Origin of the sequence: Cellulomonas gilvus ATCC 13127 (assembly GCF_000218545.1) — a bacterium.
GTDB classification, from domain to species: Bacteria; Actinomycetota; Actinomycetes; order Actinomycetales; family Cellulomonadaceae; genus Cellulomonas; species Cellulomonas gilvus.
In genome coordinates this window covers 51,579-68,456 of record NC_015671.1, presented here as the reverse complement: position 1 = coordinate 68,456, position 16,878 = coordinate 51,579, and the positions used below count along the sequence as shown (strand labels likewise).

Below are 16,878 nucleotides of genomic sequence, written 5' to 3'. Positions count from 1 at the left end.
ACCAGACTTCCCGGCGCACCGGCGCCCACCCTACGCGAGCGAGAGGAACAGCTTCTCGAGCTTCGCGACGTCGAGCGTGCTCTCCTGCCCGTCGTCGCCCGGCGTCATGCACTGCTTCATGCCCGACGCGATGATCGCGAAGCCCGCGCGGTCCAGCGCGCGCGAGACCGCGGACAGCTGCGTGACCAGGTCCTCGCAGTCGCGGCCCTCGTCGATCATCCGGATCACGCCCGCGAGCTGGCCGTGGGCGCGCTTGAGGCGGTTGGTCACGTGGCCCATCTCGGCCGGGTCGAGCTGCATCGCGTCTCCTCGTGTCGTCGTCGCGTCGCGTGACGGTACCCCGTGGGGTACCGGGTGGGTCAGCGGCAGGTGCACCGCTCGGCGGGCGCGACACCCGCCATCACCTCGTCGGCGTGCTGTCCGCAGCCGGTCCAGGTCGTCTTGCCGCAGCGGGCGCATCGGGCAGGGCTGCACATGGGGTTCTCCTCGGGTTCTCGTGCGGGTCAGGCGGTGGTCAGGCGGTGGTCAGGTGGGGATGGACGGCGCGCAGCGTGAACCACCCGCCGGAGAGGTTGCGCGCGTCGAGCCCGCCCCCTCGCAGGATGCGCGTGGCCAGGTAGGACCGCATCCCGCTGGCGCAGTGCACGCTGATCGGCCGGCCGCCGGCCGCGTCGCGCACCTCCGCGAAGCGGGTACGCAGCTCGGTGTGGGGGACGTTCAGCGCACCCGGCACGTGGCCGTCGGCGAACTCCTTGGCGGAGCGGACGTCCAGCACCAGCGTGTGCGCCAGCGCCTCGTCCAGGTCGGCGGCCTGCCACTGCGGCATGGTCCCGTCCAGCGCGTTCTGCGCGACGAACCCGAGCATGTTGACCGGGTCCTTGGCGGATCCGTAGGGCGGCGCGTACGCGAGCTCGAGCTCGGCGAGGTCGTCGGCCGTGAAGCCCGCGCGCAGTGCGGTCGCGAGCACGTCGATCCGCTTGTCCACACCCGCGCGGCCCACACCCTGCGCGCCCAGGAGCCGCCCGTCGGGCGCGAAGCTCGCCACCAGGTGCAGCGTCTCGGCGCCGGGGAAGTACCCCGCGTGGTGGCCCGCGTGCAGGTGCACCACCTCGTGCGGCACGCCCTCGCGGCGCAGCGTCGCCTGGTTGGCGCCGGTGGTCGCGGCGGTCAGCCCGAACACGCGCACGATCGCGGTGCCCAGGACGGGGGCCTGAGGCGTGGTGCGGTGCCCGCAGATCGCGTCCGCGGCGCGCCGACCCTGCCGGTTGGCGGGTCCGGCGAGCGGCACGGGACCGGCCAGCCCCGTGACCGCGTGCTGCACCTCGACCGCGTCGCCGACCGCCCAGATGTGCGGGTCGGACGTGCGCTGGTCGGCGTCCACGCGGATCGCCCCGGTGGGGCCGAGGTCGAGCCCCGCGTCGCGCGCGAGCTGCGTCGCGGGCCGGACGCCGACGTTCACCACGACGAGGTCGGCGGGCAGGCGCGTGCCGTCGGACAGCGTCACCACCGCGCCCACGCCGTCGTCGCCGACCGACGTCGCGGACACGCCCAGGTGCAGGTCGACGCCGTGCGCCGCGAGCTCGTCGGACAGCAACGGTGCGAGCTCGGCGTCCAGCGGAGGCAGCACGTGGTCCGCGAGCTCGACCAGGTGCACCTGCAGGCCACGCGCGACGAGCGCCTCGACGGCCTCGAGCCCGATGAAGCCCGCGCCGACGACGACGGCCCGGGCCCGCTCGTCGCCCGCGGTGCGCTGCGCCGCCAGCCGGTCGACGACGGCCCGCAGCGCGTCCACGTCGGGGACCGTCCGCAGCGTGTGCACGCTCGGGTGGTCCAGCCCGTCCACGGGGGGCCGCACCGCGACCGCGCCCGGCGCGAGGATCAGCGCGTCGTAGCCGATCCGTGCGGTGCCCGCAGCGGACTCGACCACCACCTCACGCGACGCGGGGTCCACCGCGGTCACGCGGTGCCCGGTCCGCACGTCGAGGTCGAGCGACGCACGGAGCGTCTCGGGCGTGTGCAGGAGGAGCGCCTCGCGGCGCTCGATCTCGCCCGACAGGTGGTACGGCAGACCGCAGTTCGCGAAGGACACGTGCTCGCCCTGCTCGAGGACGACGACGTGCGCGGTCTCGTCGAGGCGTCGCAGGCGTGCTGCCGCGGACATGCCGCCCGCGACGCCACCGACGACGACGACACGCCGGGGCGTGCCGGCGGTGCTGGTCAGGCTGGTCGGGCTCGTCGGGCTCGTCATCGCGTGACCTCCCCGCCGGCGCGCTGCCACGCGGCCATGCCACCCGACACGCTCGTGGCCTGGAAGCCCAGGTCGCGCAGCTGCTGGGCACCGGCGCGCGACCGCATCCCGGACGCGCACACGACGACGACGGGCCGCCCCTTGGTCAGCCGCCGGGCGCCCTGGCCGAGCTTCCCGAGCGGCACGTGCACCGCACGCGGGGCGTGCCCCGTGCGCCACTCGCCGGCCTCCCGCACGTCGACGAGCGTCGCGCCCTGCGCCACGAGCTCGATCGCGACCGCGGCCTTGACGGAGTGCGTGAGGGAACCGTCCGCGGGCGTGCCGCGGAGCAGTCCTCGCAGGCGGTCCCGCACGGAGCGGGCAGGGCGGGCGGGCGGTGTGCCCGTGGGGGTCGTGGTCACGACGGCTCCTCTCGTCTGGAATGACGATACCCCCCGGGGTATCAATGGGCAACCCCGACGCGCGTCGCCGCCCACCGCTGGGCGTGTGCGACCCGCGCACGTCCGCCGTCCCGTCGGCCACGATGGGTGGCATGACCGATGCGCCCGACCGGCGGTTCCCCGCGCACGTGTACGCCACGGGCGAGGACCCCGACCCGCGGTTCTCGCTGGCCAACGAGCGCACGTTCCTCGCCTGGGTGCGCACGGCCCTCGCTCTCCTGGCCGCGGGCGTCGCGCTCGAGGCCCTCGACCTGCCCGTACGCGGCGACCTCCGGCTGGCCGCGGCCACGCTGCTGGTCGCGCTCGGCACCGCGCTGCCCGTCCTGGCGTGGTGGGAGTGGGGCCGCACCGAGAAGGCGATGCGCGAGCACCGTCGGCTGCCCGGGCCGCGCGGCTTCGCGGTCCTGGTCGTGGGCGTCGCGGTCGCCGGGCTCCTGGTCCTCGTCGGGCTGGTCGTCGCATGAGCGACCGGCACGCGGCCCGGGCCACCGCGGCGGGGCTCGCCCGGGAGCGCACCCGCCTCGCCTGGCGCCGCACGGGCCTGGGCGCCGCGGCCGGCTCGCTCGCGGCGGGTCGGCTGCTGGGGTCGCAGCTCGGCCCCTGGTCGTGGGTCGTGGCCGGGGCGGGGCTGACGGCGACCGTCGTCGTGGTCGCCCGCGCCACCCGTCACCACGTGCTCGTCAGTACCGCACCCGGCCGGCTGGTCACGGCCGTCACCGCGATCGTCGCGACGCTGGGCGGGCTCGCGCTGGTGGTGCTGTGGACGGGTGACGCCCGGGTCGTCTAGGACGCGGGGCGCCGCCGGACGGGCGGGACGTTGGGGCCGTTCAGGCGTTCGTCACGCAGGCACCCGACCACCACCGCGCCTGGGCGCAGGCCGTCGACGGCCTGGGGCAGGCGAGCGCGCTCGACGCGCGGACCCAGGCCCTCGCGTACGTCGCGGTGCTGGCCGCGGTCGGCAACCACAGCGGCATCCCGTTCCACGTGGACCAGGCGGTCCGGCACGGCGCGACCCGGGCCGAGGTGGTCTCCGCGGTCCTCGTGGGGCTGCCCGCCGCGGGCCTCACGGTGACGGCCGCGCTGCCCGCGGCGCTGGCGGCGTGCCCCGCGGAGCCGACCGACGAGCCCGGCTCCGACCCCGCCGCCTGACACGCGCCGTCCAGGCCTCGTCGCCCCGGCGCGCCTTGGAATGTGATATCACTTTGATATCGCCCGGGCGCGCCGGGCACCGGATGCCCAGGAGGCCACCATGACCGAGTCCGTCGTGCCGCAGGAGTCCGAGGGTGGCGAGCCCGCCGGCCGTCCCGTGGGGCACGGCGGCGTCCGGGTGGAGATCGAGGAGAAGACGGCCTGGTCGCTCGGCGCCGGTGCCGCCGTGCTGGCCCTGCTCGCGTCGCTCGCACTGATCGGGGGCGCGATCCCGCTGTTCGTCGCGGCGGAGGACACGCCCGCGCTCGGGGTGCTCGGCGGTGTGCTCATGCTCGTCGGGCTGCTCGCCCTGACCAGCCTGACGATCGTGAACCCCGGCCAGACCAAGGTGGTCCAGCTGTTCGGCCGCTACCTGGGCACGATCCGGCGCACGGGCTTCGCGCTCACCACGCCGCTGTCCTCGCGCAAGCGCGTCTCGGTGCGGGTCCGCAACTTCGAGACCAACGAGCTCAAGGTCAACGACGCCGACGGCAACCCGATCAACATCGCGGCGATCGTCGTCTGGCAGGTCACGGACACGGCCAAGGCCACGTTCGCGGTCGAGGACTACGCGGACTTCGTCCGGGTGCAGTCCGAGTCCGCGCTGCGGCACGTCGCCATGGCGCACCCGTACGACCACGCCGACGACGGCGAGCAGTCGCTGCGCGGAGCGACCGACGTGGTCTCGGGCGAGATCGCCGACGAGGTGGCCGCACGCGTGGTCATCGCGGGCATCGAGGTCATCGAGGCGCGCATCTCCAACCTCGCGTACGCGCCCGAGATCGCCCAGGCGATGCTGCAGCGCCAGCAGGCGGGCGCGATCATCGCGGCACGCGAGCGGATCGTCGAGGGTGCGGTGTCCATGGTCGAGGACGCGCTGGCGCGCCTCGAGCGGGACGGCGTCGTGACGCTCGACGACGAGCGCCGGGCCGCCATGGTCTCGAACCTGCTCGTCGTGCTGTGCGGTGAGAGCCGCGCGACACCGGTGGTCAACACCGGCAGCCTGTACGCGTGACCGACCGCCCGCAGGACGCCGCGGCGGGTGGGGACGCCCCCACCCGTCGCGAGCGCAAGCCCGTGCTGCTGCGGCTCGACCCCGCGGTGCACGACGCGCTCGCGCGGTGGGCCGCCGACGACCTGCGCTCGCTCAACGCGCAGGTCGACCTGCTGCTGCGCCGCGCGCTGAGCGACGCGGGCCGCATGCCGCGCGACGCGGCGGCACCCCGGCGGCCCGGACGGCCCGCACGCGGGTGACCCGTCAGCCGGCGGCGACCTGCTCGTCGGCGAGCCCGGTGACGGTGGTCAGCAGGAACACCGCGTCCTCGAGCGCGCGGACGGCGTGCCGCTGGTGCGTGAGCACCGTGAGCACACCCTCGTCGACCGTCGCCTCCTCCTGACCCGTGACGCGCACCCGGCCCGCGAGGACCAGCAGGCTCGCGGCGTGCGGCGAGTTGTGCTCGGCGAGCTCGGTGCCGGCGGTCAGCGCGATCGCGGTCTGCCGCAGCACGCCGTCGTGCAGCAGCAGCTGCGCGCTGCGGCCGTGCGCCGACGAGCGCGCGTCGTCGAGCAGCGCGCGCGCCACCGCGGGCAGATCCGTCGGGGTGCTGGTCGGGGTCTCGGGAGCCATCGGACCAGTCTGGCCCCGCTCCACTTGACTTTCACCCGGTCCGCGGTGAACCTGAACCCCTCAGTCCCAGTGACACGAGTCAACGGACATAGGCCTCAAGGACGAGGCCGGCCACGGGGGCTGACCGCACGACCGATCACGAGGCACCGCTGCCTCCCGGAGGGCCCGGCCCCCGGTGGGCGCACGGCGCCGCGGGTCGGCAGTCCCCCCGCCGCGCGCGGACGTCGGACGACGCTCCTGCGCGCCCTGAGAACGGAGATGACCGGATGTCTGCCCACGCAGAGCCGAGACCCGCGCAGCAACGCCTGGACCGCCGCGCGCTCGTCGCCATGATCGCCGCGGGCGCGCTGCTCGCCTCCCTGGTGCAGGCGGTCCTGCTGCCCGCTCCACGCGCAGCGGCCGTCACGGTCGGTGCCGGCAGCTACGCCGAGGGCACGCCCACCGGCGGTGCGGTGCCCACGGAGTGCAACAACACCCCCGTCAGCAACCCGCGGGCGCACGTGACCACGAACTTCCCGGCCGGTGCGATCCCCACCAACGACTGGTGGACGTCACTGCTGTGGCGCAAGTTCGACTGCGCCTCGATCTCCGAGAACCTGGTGGCGCACCCGCTGACGTTCCACGCGTTCACCAACGGACTCGGCGTCAGCTACCCCACGACGCCCAGCATCTCCGGCACGTCCACGGGGGTGGGCGAGTACCACTACTCGTACGCCGAGGACTTCCGGCTCGGCATCGCGGGCCTGTCCGCCGACGGCAAGGTGGACGGCTACTCCGACTGGACCGTGAGCGAGTTGTGGAGCAACGGCTCGAGCAGCCTGCGCACCACGTTCGGGCACGGCCTGCCGTTCGTGTACGCGACGAAGACCGGAGGCAACGCGACGCTCACGGGCACCGCGGCACCCCGGATCTGGAGCAGCACCGGGGGCGCGGTCGGGTTCACGATCAACGGGCACGACTACGCGGCGTTCGGACCGACGGGGTCCACGTGGAACCTGTCCGGCAACACGCTGTCCTCGTCGCTCAACGGCGGCGCGTACTTCTCCGTCGCGGTGCTGCCGACGTCGACGAGCGACTCTGCGCGCGTCGCTGCGCTCGACGCGTACGCGCCGTACGCGCACAACCACGTCACGGGCACCAAGGTCTCGTGGTCCTACGACGAGGCGACCGCGAAGATGACCGCGACGTACGCGTTCACCACCACCGCGAAGCAGGGCTCGACCACGGGCACGGTGTTCGCGCTCTACCCGCACCAGCGTGACCAGCTCTCGGGCACCACGCCCAGCGCGTACTCCTACGTCTCACCGCGCGGCCCGATGCGCGTGGTGATCGGCGGCACGCAGTTCCGCACCGTCACCCCGTTCAACGGCGTGCTGCCGCAGCTCGCGCCCACGGGCTTCCCGAGCGGCTCGGCCGACGCGGCCCAGCTCAAGGGGTACATCGACGACGTCGCCGCAACCGACCCGTTCGCGGGCTTCGGCGAGGACACGTACTGGACCGGCAAGGCGATCGGTCGGGCGACGCAGGTCATCCAGGCCGCGCACCTGACCGGGAACACGACCGCACGGGACAAGCTGCTGAGCTCGGTCAAGGCGCGCCTCACCGACTGGATGACTGCGTCGTCGGGCGAGACGCAGCGCGCGTTCTGGTACAACCCCGCGTGGGGCACGCTGATCGGCTACCCGGCCTCCTACGGCTCCGACACCGACCTCAACGACCACCACTTCCACTACGGCTACTACGTGGTGGGTGCCGCGACGGTGGCGCAGTTCGACCCGTCATGGGCGGCCGACTCCGCCTACGGCGGCATGGTCAACACCGTCATCAAGGACGCGGCCAACTGGGACCGCACGGACACGCGCTTCCCGTTCCTGCGTGACTTCGACATCTACGCGGGCCACGACTGGGCCTCCGGGCACGGCGCATTCGGCGCAGGCAACAACCAGGAGTCGTCGTCCGAGGGCATGAACTTCGCGTCCGGGCTGATCCAGTGGGGTCAGGCCACGAACAACAAGACCGTCCGTGACCTGGGCATCTACCTCTACACGACGCAGGCCTCCGCGATCGAGAACTACTGGTTCGACACCGACGACGAGGCGTTCCCGGCCGCGTTCGGCCACTCCACGGTCGGCATGGTGTGGGGCGACGGCGGGGCGTACGCGACGTGGTTCAGCGCCGAGCCCGAGATGATCCAGGGCATCAACCTGCTGCCCTCGACCGCGGGACACCTGTACCTGGGCTACGACCCGGCGTACATCAGCCGCAACATCGCCGAGCTCGAACGCAACAACGGCGGCCCCGCGACCGTGTGGAAGGACATCATCTGGGAGTTCCAGGCGCTGGCCGACGCCCCGACCGCGCTGTCCCAGTTCCGCGCGCAGGCCGGGTCGTACACGGTCGAGGAGGGCGAGTCCCGTGCGCACACGTTCTACTCGCTGAAGAACCTGTCCACGCTGGGCACGGTGGACCGGTCCGTCACCGCGAACACCCCGCTGCACGCGGTGTTCGTCAGGAACGGGGTCCGCACGTACCAGGCCGCCAACATGAGCGGCACGGCCACGACGGTCACGTTCTCCAACGGTGTGACGCTCGCGGTGCCGGCCCGCTCGGTCGCGAGCAGCACGGGCAGCACGGGCGGGGGTGGCGGGGACTCCACGGCTCCGAGCACCCCGACGGGCCTGACCGCATCGGGCACCACGGCCTCGTCGACCACGCTGTCCTGGTCCGCGTCGAGCGACGCGGTCGGCGTCACGGGTTACGAGGTCCTGCGGGGCGGCACGGTGGTCGGGACCGCGACGGGCACGACGTACACGGCCACCGGGCTCGCGGCGTCCACCGCGTACACGTTCACCGTCCGGGCGTTCGACGCGGCCGGCAACCGGTCCGCGGCGAGCAGCGCCGTGACCGTCACGACGAGCTCGTCGGGCGGCACGGGCGGCACACCGGCGACGTCGCGCATCCAGGCCGAGGCCTACGCCGCGATGGCGGGCGTCGCCACGGAGGCCACGCAGGACGTGGACGGCGGTGAGAACGTGGGCTGGATCAGTAACGGGGACTACCTGCGCTTCGACTCCGTCGACTTCGGCAGCACGGCGCGCACGCAGTTCTCCGCACGCGTCGCCTCCGGAGTGGGCGGCGGCGCGAGCGGGCTCGTCACCGTCCGCCTCGACAGCCGGACGGCCACTCCGATCGGCAGCTTCGCGATCGCGAGCACGGGTGGCTGGCAGACGTGGCGCACGGTCCCGACGAACATCACGGGGACGACCGGGGTGCACACGGTCTACCTGACGTTCGAGTCGGGCCAGGCGGCCGACTACGTGAACCTCAACTGGTTCACGTTCTCCTAGGCCGCCCCGCGAGGGTTGCCCCGGGCCGGCCGACGACACCGGCCCGGGGTGCCCGCTCAGGTCGAGTCGCGCTCGACCACGTGGAAGACGTCGTCCGGGCGCACGGGCAGGTCGCCCCCCGCGAGCGCCGCGACCACCGAGTCCGCGAGGTACTGGGCCTGCGCGTCGATCGCCTGCCACACCGTGGTGAGCGCGGGGGCCGCGAGGCGCGCGGCCGGGATGTCGTCGACGCCGATCACCGCGACGTCCTGCGGCACGCGCAGCCCGTGCGCACGCACGCCGGCCAGCACCGCGAGCGCCACCTCGTCGTTGTACGCCGCGACGGCCGTCACGGGCTGGTCGCCCGCACGCCACCGCGCGACGGCCGCGGACGCGGACCCCACCGACAGCTCGACGGGCTCGACCAGCGGCGCGGGCATCCCGAGCGCGTCGCACCCGAGCCGCACGCCCGCGAGCCGCCGGTCGGCGAACGCCGCGAGCCGGTCGTCGCCCGGCGCGGCGTACGCCAGGACGCGGTGCCCGCGCGCGGCCAGGAACTCCGCCTGGAGGCGGCCGATCGCACCCTGCGGAACCGCGAACGTCTCGGGGTGCGGGTCCTCGTCGAGCGCCGTGCCGACGACGAGGATGCCCGCCTGCCGCATCGCACGCGCCTCGGCCTCCGCGAACGGGGACAGGCCCAGCACGGCGCACGGCGTCACGGCCCGCCACAGCTCCGCGAGCGGGCGTGAGCCGCGGCCGCTGTGCACCAGCACCGAGAGCCCGTGCTCGGCCAGCGACGTGGTCAGGTGGTCGATCAGCGTGTCGATCACGGGGCCGACGGTCCAGTCGGGCAGCACGCACAGCACCAGGTCGCTGCGGCCCGAGCGCAGGGCCCGGGCGGCCGCAGACGGCGTGTAGCCCAGCCGCTCGGCGGCCTCGAGCACGCGTCGCCGCGTCGCCTCCGTGATCACCACGCCGGCCTTGGCGTTGAGCACGTAGCTGACGGTGGTGCGCGACACCCCGCTCTCCCGGGCCACGTCGGCGCTGGTCACCCGCGGCACGGTCTCCTCCTCGTCCCCGGCACGACTGCGCCGCCCACCCTAGCCCCGCCCGGAGCGCCCGATCCCCGGCGACCGCTACAGCGGCCCGGTCCGCGGCCGATCGGTGCGTCGAGAGCTCTCGTCGACGCAGGAGGATCCCGTGGCACGCGCAGGAGGTCGTCTGTGGGCCGACGCATCGGTCCGCACGAAGATCGTCTGGGTGGTCGTCGTCATGACGGTCGCGGCGGCGCTGGGTGCGGTCGTCTCCGCGCGGGCGCTGAGCGACCTGGGGACCTCGATCGACGAGCTGTACGCGCAGCGCGTCACGCCGCTGTCCCAGCTGACCGAGATCCAGCGCGCGTTCCAGGGTGACCGTGCACGCGTGATCCAGTACGGCATCGCGGACGAGGCGACGCGGGCCGAGCTGGCCACCGAGCTCGCCGAGCGGCGCGCCGACCTGGACGCGCAGGTCGAGGCGTACCGTCCGGCCGCCGACGACCCCGCGGCGGTCGACGCGCTCGTCGACGCGTTCGACGCGTACTAAGCCGCCGCGCACGACGAGCTGTTCCCGCTCGCGGACGCGGGTGACACCGCGGCGTTCGGCGCGTACTTCCAGGAGTCGATCCGCCCGCTCACCACCGCGGTCATGGACGCGATCCAGGTGGAGACCGCCGCGCACGAGGAGGGTGCCGCACAGTCGGCGGCCGCAGCCGCGGACCTCGAGCGCCGCTCGCAGATCACGGTCGTGTCCGTGGTGCTCGTCGGCACGGCCGTCGCGCTCGTGCTCGGCCTCGTGGTCGCGCGCTCGCTGCGCCGCCGGCTCGGTGGCGCGGTCGCCGCGCTCGAGGCCACGGGCAACGGCGACCTCACGGTCACGGTCGAGGCGTCCGGCGGCGACGAGGTGGGTCAGCTCGGCACCGCGATCACGCGCACGCAGGAGAAGCTGCGCGGCCTGCTCACGGGCGTCGCCGAGACCGCGCAGACGGTCGCGGCCGCCTCGGAGGAGCTCGCTGCTGCCTCGGGCGAGGTCTCGGACCAGGCGCAGGAGACCTCGGCGCAGGCCGGCGTCGTGGCGGCCGCCGCCGAGCAGGTGTCCCGCAACGTGCAGGCCGTCGCGGCCGGTGCCGAGCAGATGGGCGCCTCGATCCGCGAGATCGCGCAGAACGCCACCGAGGCCGCCAAGGTCGCGGGTCAGGCCACCGCGGTCGCGGCGACCACCAACGAGACCGTCGCCAAGCTGGGCGTCTCCTCGCAGGAGATCGGCAACGTCGTCAAGGTCATCACCACGATCGCGGAGCAGACCAACCTGCTCGCGCTCAACGCGACCATCGAGGCCGCACGTGCCGGTGAGGCCGGCAAGGGCTTCGCGGTCGTGGCCGGTGAGGTCAAGGAGCTCGCCAACGAGACCGCCAAGGCCACCGAGGACATCGCGCGCCGCGTCGAGGCCATCCAGCAGGACACCACGGGCGCGGTCGCGGCGATCGGGGAGATCGCCCACATCATCGCGTCGATCAACGACTACCAGCTCACCATCGCCTCGGCGGTCGAGGAGCAGACCGCCACCACGAACGAGATGTCCCGCGGCGTGGCCGAGGCGGCCACCGGCTCGGGCGAGATCGCCGTCAACATCACCGGTGTCGCCACGTCGGCGCACTCCTCGTCGGACGTGCTCAGCCAGGTCGGGGCGTCGGTCTCGGAGCTCGCCCGGCTGTCCGAGGAGCTGCGCGGCCGCGTCAACGCGTTCACGTACTGAGCCGTCCGGGTCGATCCCCCGCGCCGCCGCCCGTCAGAGGCCGGGCGGCGGCGCGTCCACCAGCACGAGCTCGGTGCCCCACGGGTCCCGCACGTGCGCGTAGCGCCCGCCCGGCGCCCCCGCGGGCCCGACGTGCGGCTGCACGCCCACGTCGGCCAGGCGCGCCAGGTCGGCGTCCAGGTCCTCGCTGTACAGCACCAGCAGCGACTCACCGCCGGTCTGCGCCCCCACGCGGTCCGACGACGAGGCGACGAGCCACAGGCCCGGGTCGCCCACCGCGCCCGGGCCGACGTGCACGGAGCGGAACCCGGTCTCGAGCGTCGCGTCGAACAGCACACGGAACCCCAGCGCGCGCGTGTAGAAGTCGATCGCTGCGTCCTGGTCGCTCACGAGCACGGTCGTCCGGCCGATGCGGGGCACGGGATCTCCTCGGGGTCGACGAGCGCCCTCGTCGGACGCGACACCCAGGCAACCACGCCCGCCCGTGCGTCGCGCGGCGGGACGCGCTCAGGTGAGCCAGGGCTCGGCGGCCACCAGGAGCGCGCGCGTCGCGTGCACCACGGCGTCCAGGTGCGGCGCGAACTCGGGCGCGTGGTTGGCCGGCACTCCTGCCGGGCGCTCCCCCCGGCCGATCCGCGCGAGCGCGTCGGTGTCGAACGCGTCCGGGTCCATGGCCCCGATGAACCAGTAGACCAGCGGGCAGCCCGCGGCCGTGACCAGCGTCGCGACGTCGTCGCCGGCCGCCGACGGCCGGTGCAGCGGGTACGTCGGCACACCGCCCGCCACCAGGCTGTGGTGCACGCGTTCGGTCGCCACCGGGTCGTTGCGCACCGGGCCGAACCGCGTGCCGGCCGCGACCTCGACCGGCCGCGGGCACCCCGAGCGCACGCTCACGTGCCGCGCGAGCGCCGTGACGGACTCGACCAGGACGTCGAGCGCGCGCTCGTCGTCGCCGCGCAGCGCGACGTCGGCGCGCACCGTCTGCGGGTAGGTGTTCTGCGACGCACCGCCGTGCACCGCGCTCACCGCGAACGAGACGCCCGCGTCGGACGCGAGGTCGCGCGCGGTCGCCAGCAGGTCCAGCAGGACCGCGACCACGTCGACCGTGCCGTGCGTCGCCCCGACGTGGCCGCCCGTGCCGTGGACCGTGACCGTGAGCGTGACCGAGGACGTGAGCATCGCACCCGAGGTGAGCGTGATGACCCCCAGCGGATCGGGTCGCACGTGCTGGGCCAGCAGCACGTGCGGGGCCGGCTCACGCTCGAACAACCCGTCCGCGACCATCGCGGCCGCACCCTTCCCGGACTCCTGGGCCGGCTGGAACACGGTCAGCACCGTGCCCTGCCACTGCGCGCGCGTGGCCGCCAGGTGCTCGACCGCGCTCAGCACGGCCGCCATGTGCACGTCGTGCCCGCATGCGTGCGAGACGCCCACCTGCCGCCCGTCCAACGACGTGCGCCGGTCGGACGCGTACGGCAGCCCGGTCGACTCGGCCACCGCGAGACCGTCGAGCTCGGCGCGCAGCGCCACCACCGGCCCCGGTCCGTTGCTGAGCACGCCGACGACGCCGTGGCCGCCCACGCGCGTCCGCACCTGCGCGCCGCTGTCGACGAGCCGGGCAGCCACCAGTGCGGCGGTCTCCCGCTCGCGTCCGCTCAGCTCGGGCATGCGGTGCAGCTCGCGGTACAGGTCGCGGGCCCGTTCCGCGGCGTGCGCGGAGCCGATCGCGTCGTCCGCGCGGGCGAGGGTGCGCATCATCGTGCGCCGACGGAGCACGTGCGGGGCGGACGGGTCGCCTCGTGGGCGGGCGTCACGGGTGCGGCACCGGGTTGGGTCGCGGGTCGTCGGTCCATGTCCGGGCTCCTCTCAGGATGGTGGCGCCCGCCGCGAGCCGCGGCAGACCGACGGTGCGGCGCAGGGCGTGCCCCTCCGTGCGGGGCACGGTCCCGGGCACGAGCACCTTGACGACGTGCAGCCCGACCGCCTCGACGAGCTCGGGCTGGCTCTGGTCGATCACGATCGCGTCCATGCCCAGCCCGTGCGTGCGCTCGAGCAGCACGCCGAGCGCGTGCGCGACGTCCCGGCCGGGCAGGCCCGGCAGCGCCGCGTGCTCGGTCTCGGCGACCACGGCGGCCGGATGCTCCAGGAACGCACCGAGCCGCCGCGCCTCCCACGACGCGTGCAGCTCGGTGCGGTCCTGGTCGGAGCACACCCGGTCGAAGTCGTCGTGCAGCCTCGGACGACCCGACCGCTCGTGCTCGCCCACCCCCCTGCTGTGGGCGAGCACGGTGGTGGTGCAGCGCCGCACGGCGCCACGGACGGCGTTGGCCGGGTCCGCGGCGGCGCTGCACGCATAGGTGACGGCAGGCACGCGCCCGGAGCGCACCGCCTGCTCGTCGTCGGACGTGGCGACCGCGAGCGCGACCGGCACCCCGAAGTCGGTCGTGAGGTCCAGCACGCGCAGCCGGGCGCCGTGCCGGGCCAGCAGCCGGCGACCGTGGTCCAGCGCGCTGCCCGCCTGCGGTGCGATCTCGACCAGGCGAGCCCGCGAGTACCAGGCGAGCAGGAACGCGTCACGCTCGACGGTGCGCAGCAGCGCGTGCAGCACGGCCTCCTCACGCGTCGCCCCGATCGCGCACGCGGCCGTCGTCTCGTGCAGGAACCGTGCGCCCACGCCGCGCTCCTGGCAGAACGCGACGTGCTCGGGCACCAGCACGGGGCGGTCCTCACGCGTCGACCTGCCCCACACCCAGCTGGTGGTCGTGCGCGGTGCGAACGGCTCGACCTGCGCGGACCGCGTGAACAGCTCGGGGACGTGCCCGCCGAGCGTGCGCGGGTCGACCGCCTGGTGCGCGACCTCCTGCCACGACGCCACGACCACGGGCACCGACGGGCGGCGGTACCCGCCGAGCATGCGCTCGAGCACCTCGAGGTAGGCACCCACCTCCGCGGCCGCGTACGTGGTGCCGCGGGCACGCCCGATCTCCCGCCGCGCGCGGCCCGGCACCACCGACTCGACCTCGACCAGCACCTGGTCGCCGCGCGGGCGGACGCGCGTCACGGGACCGAACTGCGTGTCCGACAACCACGTGCGCAGCGCGCTGCGGTCGAACGAGCGCGTGCGCAGCGTCGCGGGCCGGGCGGGCTGGGGCGTCGTCACGTCGAGCGGGGCCGGCGGCTCCCACGCGGCCGAGCACACGATGCACGCGGGGTGCACCAGGAAGCGGTGGGGCGTCAGGGTGCCGGTCGCGCGGTCGAGCGCGAGCACGCGACGCTGCCACGCGGCGGGCCCGTCGGCGACGACGCTCGCCACGAGCGCCTCCACGGTCGCGGACCAGTCCAGGCCGACGTCGGTGGGCGGTCCGCCGACCTGGTGCGGCGCCACGTCGGCCCGCCACGCGAGCGCGCACTCGAGGCAGCCGGTCGGGTCGTCGGCCGACGCGTCGCCCGCGGTGTCGGCGGGCAGCAGCGGTCCGACGAGCACGTGGCTGCCGTGCGCCGAGATCGAGAGCTCGCCCGCACGCACGCGCAGCCGTGCGCGTCCCGTGCGCAGCGCGGCGTCGACCGCGTCGGGGACGTGCTCCGTGACGATCACGTCCACGCGGTCACCACCGCTCGCAGCCCGACGCCCTGCCAGCTGCGGGCCGCCGCGGGCACCGCGACGCGCACGAGCTGCGCCCCCGGGCCGGCCAGCCACTGCGCGACCTGCTCGCGCACCCCCGGCGACCGCGTGTCGAGCGGGTCGACCTCGGGCGTCGCGGTCACCAGCGCGGTGTGCGACGTGCGCCACTGGAGCGTGCCGGCCGCGCGCAGCAGCGCGCCCGTGGCCGCGGCACCCGGCGTGGTCGCCACCGCACGGCCCAGCAACGTGCCGTCGGCGGCCCGCACGTCCACGCGGCACAGGCCGGCGGCGGCCGCGAGCGCCAGGTGCGGGGCGTACCCGAGCACACCGGCCACCACGTCGAGCCGCTGCTGCGCGAGCGGCCCGCAGTCGGCCGCCCCCAGGCGGTGCGGCTGCCAGCCCAGCTCGGCGCGCTCGACCAGGCGCACCGCGGCGTCGACGCGCGCCGCGTCGGTCGAGGTGCCCAGCCCGGTGGTCCAGCCGGCCGGCTCGCCCGCCACCGCACGCAGCTCGGCGAGGACCGCGTCCAGCCGGGCCGCGGCCGTGCCGGTGCCGATCCCCGCGCGGGTCCTGCCCTCGGCGTCGACGAGCGCGGCGAGCCCCACGGGACGCTGCGGCAGGTCGAGCAGCACGGGTTCGGCGACCACGCCCAGGACCGGGTCCCACGCGGGCGCGAGCCGGGTCAGCGCGTCCTCGTCGGGCACGTCGGCCTGGTCCGCGTGGTGCGGGAACCCGGCGGGAGGAGTCCAGTCGCGTGCCTCGTCGTCGGCCGTGGGCGCGGGGCCGGCGGTCGCGGGCCCGGGGTCCGCCGCGGGCGCGGCGAGCGGCGGGAGGATCGCGTGCGGGTGCGGCTCCGAGACCAGGCCGGACGTGGTCACCAGGTACTCGGGCCACGTGCGCGGGCCGGGCCGCCCGTCGGCCGCGCGGGCCGTCGCGGTGAGCACCACGAGGGCGAGCTGCGTCCCCACCAGGGCGTGCGGTGCGGCCGGCTCGTCGGCGGGCGCACGCTCCCCCAGGCGCGCGCGCACCGCGGCCTCGAGCGACGCGTCGGCGTCGCGGTTGCGGGGGCCGAGGACCGTGGTCGCCCCCGCGCTCACGGCGAACGCGACCGGGTACCAGGCGCCGTCGGGCGCGAGCCGGTCGACGTGCACCGCATCGGCCGCCGCGTCGTCGTCGCTGCCGCTCTCGAGCGTGACCTGCGCGTACCCGGCCCGCACCAGGTGCTCGGCGGCCGTGCGCGCGACGGGCCCGGCGCCGCGCACCCGCAGCGGCGTGACCCCGACGAGCGTCGCGGCCGCCGCGGGTCGTCGCGCGACCGTCTCGAGGAACGCCGCAGCGGCCACGTCGTGCGCCACGGGCTCGACGGAGCGCAGCAGCTGATGCTCGTCGAGCCGGTCGAGGATCGCCTGCACGGCCCGCCGCGTCGGCTCCCCGAAGTCGGCGAGCAGACGTCCGCGGTCCACACCGTCGCGCAGGACCGGCTCGAGGACGGCCCACAGGGCACCGGCGTCGGGACCTTCGACGACGACGGCGTCGTCGCCCGCGCTCACGGCCACCCCCCGGCCGTCGAGCGCGCGCGAGCGCGCGCCGGAGCGCAGGCGCACCACACCCGTCCTCGCGTCCACGCCGTGTCC

Annotated in this window: 16 protein-coding genes and 1 pseudogene; 8 read left to right on the top strand and 9 right to left on the bottom strand. The window is 75.1% G+C overall.

Annotation, left to right across the window (positions count from 1 at the left end):
- Window positions 1–30: 30 nt before the first annotated feature.
- The 3 genes from CELGI_RS00310 to CELGI_RS00300 all read right to left on the bottom strand — a co-directional run bounded on the left by CELGI_RS00310 (window position 31) and on the right by CELGI_RS00300 (window position 2,649).
- A complete protein-coding gene (locus CELGI_RS00310) occupies window positions 31–300 on the bottom strand; it encodes a metal-sensitive transcriptional regulator (RefSeq protein WP_013882124.1) in 270 nt (89 codons plus the stop codon).
- 214 nt (window positions 301–514) lie between these two features.
- Window positions 515–2,248 carry an FAD-dependent oxidoreductase gene (locus tag CELGI_RS00305; RefSeq protein ID WP_013882123.1) on the bottom strand — a complete coding sequence of 578 codons (1,734 nt, stop codon included), beginning with the start codon at window positions 2,246–2,248 and terminating at the stop codon, window positions 515–517.
- The gene (locus tag CELGI_RS00300; RefSeq protein ID WP_013882122.1) at window positions 2,245–2,649 is read right to left on the bottom strand and encodes a rhodanese-like domain-containing protein; all 405 of its coding nucleotides are present in this window, start codon (window positions 2,647–2,649) and stop codon (window positions 2,245–2,247) included. Before CELGI_RS00300 ends, CELGI_RS00305 begins: the two co-directional genes overlap by 4 nt.
- 131 nt (window positions 2,650–2,780) lie before the next feature.
- Here CELGI_RS00300 and CELGI_RS00295 point away from each other — a divergent pair, with 131 nt between their 5' ends.
- The 5 genes and pseudogenes from CELGI_RS00295 (at window position 2,781) to CELGI_RS00275 (ending at window position 5,130) form a co-directional block, all read left to right on the top strand.
- Window positions 2,781–3,152, top strand: coding sequence for a YidH family protein (locus tag CELGI_RS00295; protein ID WP_041574265.1), 372 nt, complete (start codon window positions 2,781–2,783; stop codon window positions 3,150–3,152).
- The gene (locus CELGI_RS16175; RefSeq protein WP_013882120.1) at window positions 3,149–3,475 is read left to right on the top strand and encodes a DUF202 domain-containing protein; all 327 of its coding nucleotides are present in this window, start codon (window positions 3,149–3,151) and stop codon (window positions 3,473–3,475) included. The genes CELGI_RS00295 and CELGI_RS16175 overlap by 4 nt, the downstream gene beginning before the upstream one ends.
- 74 nt (window positions 3,476–3,549) lie before the next feature.
- Window positions 3,550–3,837 (top strand): annotated as a pseudogene (locus tag CELGI_RS00285) (carboxymuconolactone decarboxylase family protein); the annotation flags it as partial.
- A 100-nt stretch (window positions 3,838–3,937) separates the two neighbouring features.
- Complete coding sequence (locus CELGI_RS00280; RefSeq protein ID WP_013882119.1) at window positions 3,938–4,891, top strand: SPFH domain-containing protein; 954 nt, start codon at window positions 3,938–3,940, stop codon at window positions 4,889–4,891.
- Entirely contained in the window at window positions 4,888–5,130 is a 243-nt protein-coding gene (locus tag CELGI_RS00275; RefSeq protein ID WP_013882118.1) for a hypothetical protein, read from the top strand. The genes CELGI_RS00280 and CELGI_RS00275 overlap by 4 nt, the downstream gene beginning before the upstream one ends.
- Window positions 5,131–5,134: 4 nt before the next feature.
- On the opposite strand, the gene CELGI_RS00270 is transcribed toward CELGI_RS00275, so the two are convergent.
- The gene (locus tag CELGI_RS00270; protein WP_013882117.1) at window positions 5,135–5,503 is read right to left on the bottom strand and encodes a cupin domain-containing protein; all 369 of its coding nucleotides are present in this window, start codon (window positions 5,501–5,503) and stop codon (window positions 5,135–5,137) included.
- 266 nt (window positions 5,504–5,769) lie between these two features.
- Here CELGI_RS00270 and CELGI_RS00265 point away from each other — a divergent pair, with 266 nt between their 5' ends.
- The gene (locus CELGI_RS00265) at window positions 5,770–8,850 is read left to right on the top strand and encodes a glycosyl hydrolase (RefSeq protein WP_013882116.1); all 3,081 of its coding nucleotides are present in this window, start codon (window positions 5,770–5,772) and stop codon (window positions 8,848–8,850) included.
- A gap of 56 nt (window positions 8,851–8,906) precedes the next feature.
- On the opposite strand, the gene CELGI_RS00260 is transcribed toward CELGI_RS00265, so the two are convergent.
- Window positions 8,907–9,881 carry a LacI family DNA-binding transcriptional regulator gene (locus CELGI_RS00260; protein ID WP_245528127.1) on the bottom strand — a complete coding sequence of 325 codons (975 nt, stop codon included), beginning with the start codon at window positions 9,879–9,881 and terminating at the stop codon, window positions 8,907–8,909.
- Window positions 9,882–10,029: 148 nt separating this feature from the next.
- Between CELGI_RS00260 and CELGI_RS17730 the strand changes: the two genes are divergently transcribed.
- Complete coding sequence (locus CELGI_RS17730; protein ID WP_013882114.1) at window positions 10,030–10,413, top strand: MCP four helix bundle domain-containing protein; 384 nt, start codon at window positions 10,030–10,032, stop codon at window positions 10,411–10,413.
- A gap of 102 nt (window positions 10,414–10,515) precedes the next feature.
- On the top strand, window positions 10,516–11,622 hold the full coding sequence (locus tag CELGI_RS00255; protein ID WP_013882113.1) for a methyl-accepting chemotaxis protein: 1,107 nt from the start codon (window positions 10,516–10,518) through the stop codon (window positions 11,620–11,622).
- A 33-nt stretch (window positions 11,623–11,655) separates the two neighbouring features.
- On the opposite strand, the gene CELGI_RS00250 is transcribed toward CELGI_RS00255, so the two are convergent.
- The 4 genes from CELGI_RS00250 to CELGI_RS17230 form a co-directional block, all read right to left on the bottom strand.
- Complete coding sequence (locus tag CELGI_RS00250; protein ID WP_013882112.1) at window positions 11,656–12,042, bottom strand: VOC family protein; 387 nt, start codon at window positions 12,040–12,042, stop codon at window positions 11,656–11,658.
- A gap of 87 nt (window positions 12,043–12,129) precedes the next feature.
- Window positions 12,130–13,380 carry a M20/M25/M40 family metallo-hydrolase gene (locus CELGI_RS00245; protein ID WP_013882111.1) on the bottom strand — a complete coding sequence of 417 codons (1,251 nt, stop codon included), beginning with the start codon at window positions 13,378–13,380 and terminating at the stop codon, window positions 12,130–12,132.
- Window positions 13,381–13,432: 52 nt separating this feature from the next.
- The gene (locus CELGI_RS16860; protein ID WP_013882110.1) at window positions 13,433–15,223 is read right to left on the bottom strand and encodes a YcaO-like family protein; all 1,791 of its coding nucleotides are present in this window, start codon (window positions 15,221–15,223) and stop codon (window positions 13,433–13,435) included.
- Window positions 15,214–16,869 (bottom strand): hypothetical protein, encoded by a 1,656-nt coding sequence (locus CELGI_RS17230; protein WP_013882109.1) that lies wholly within the window; start codon window positions 16,867–16,869, stop codon window positions 15,214–15,216. Before CELGI_RS17230 ends, CELGI_RS16860 begins: the two co-directional genes overlap by 10 nt.
- Window positions 16,870–16,878: the final 9 nt, after the last annotated feature.

Bases quoted from the DNA above. Each gene is read 5' to 3' on its own strand.
- CELGI_RS00310 (WP_013882124.1), bottom strand. From the start codon at position 300: ATGCAGCTCGACCCGGCCGAGATGGGCCACGTGACCAACCGCCTCAAG.
- CELGI_RS00305 (WP_013882123.1), bottom strand. From the start codon at position 2,248: ATGACGAGCCCGACGAGCCCGACCAGCCTGACCAGCACCGCCGGCACG.
- CELGI_RS00295 (WP_041574265.1), top strand. From the start codon at position 2,781: ATGACCGATGCGCCCGACCGGCGGTTCCCCGCGCACGTGTACGCCACG.
- CELGI_RS16175 (WP_013882120.1), top strand. From the start codon at position 3,149: ATGAGCGACCGGCACGCGGCCCGGGCCACCGCGGCGGGGCTCGCCCGG.
- CELGI_RS00280 (WP_013882119.1), top strand. From the start codon at position 3,938: ATGACCGAGTCCGTCGTGCCGCAGGAGTCCGAGGGTGGCGAGCCCGCC.
- CELGI_RS00270 (WP_013882117.1), bottom strand. From the start codon at position 5,503: ATGGCTCCCGAGACCCCGACCAGCACCCCGACGGATCTGCCCGCGGTG.
- CELGI_RS00265 (WP_013882116.1), top strand. From the start codon at position 5,770: ATGTCTGCCCACGCAGAGCCGAGACCCGCGCAGCAACGCCTGGACCGC.
- CELGI_RS00255 (WP_013882113.1), top strand. From the start codon at position 10,516: ATGGACGCGATCCAGGTGGAGACCGCCGCGCACGAGGAGGGTGCCGCA.
- CELGI_RS00245 (WP_013882111.1), bottom strand. From the start codon at position 13,380: ATGATGCGCACCCTCGCCCGCGCGGACGACGCGATCGGCTCCGCGCAC.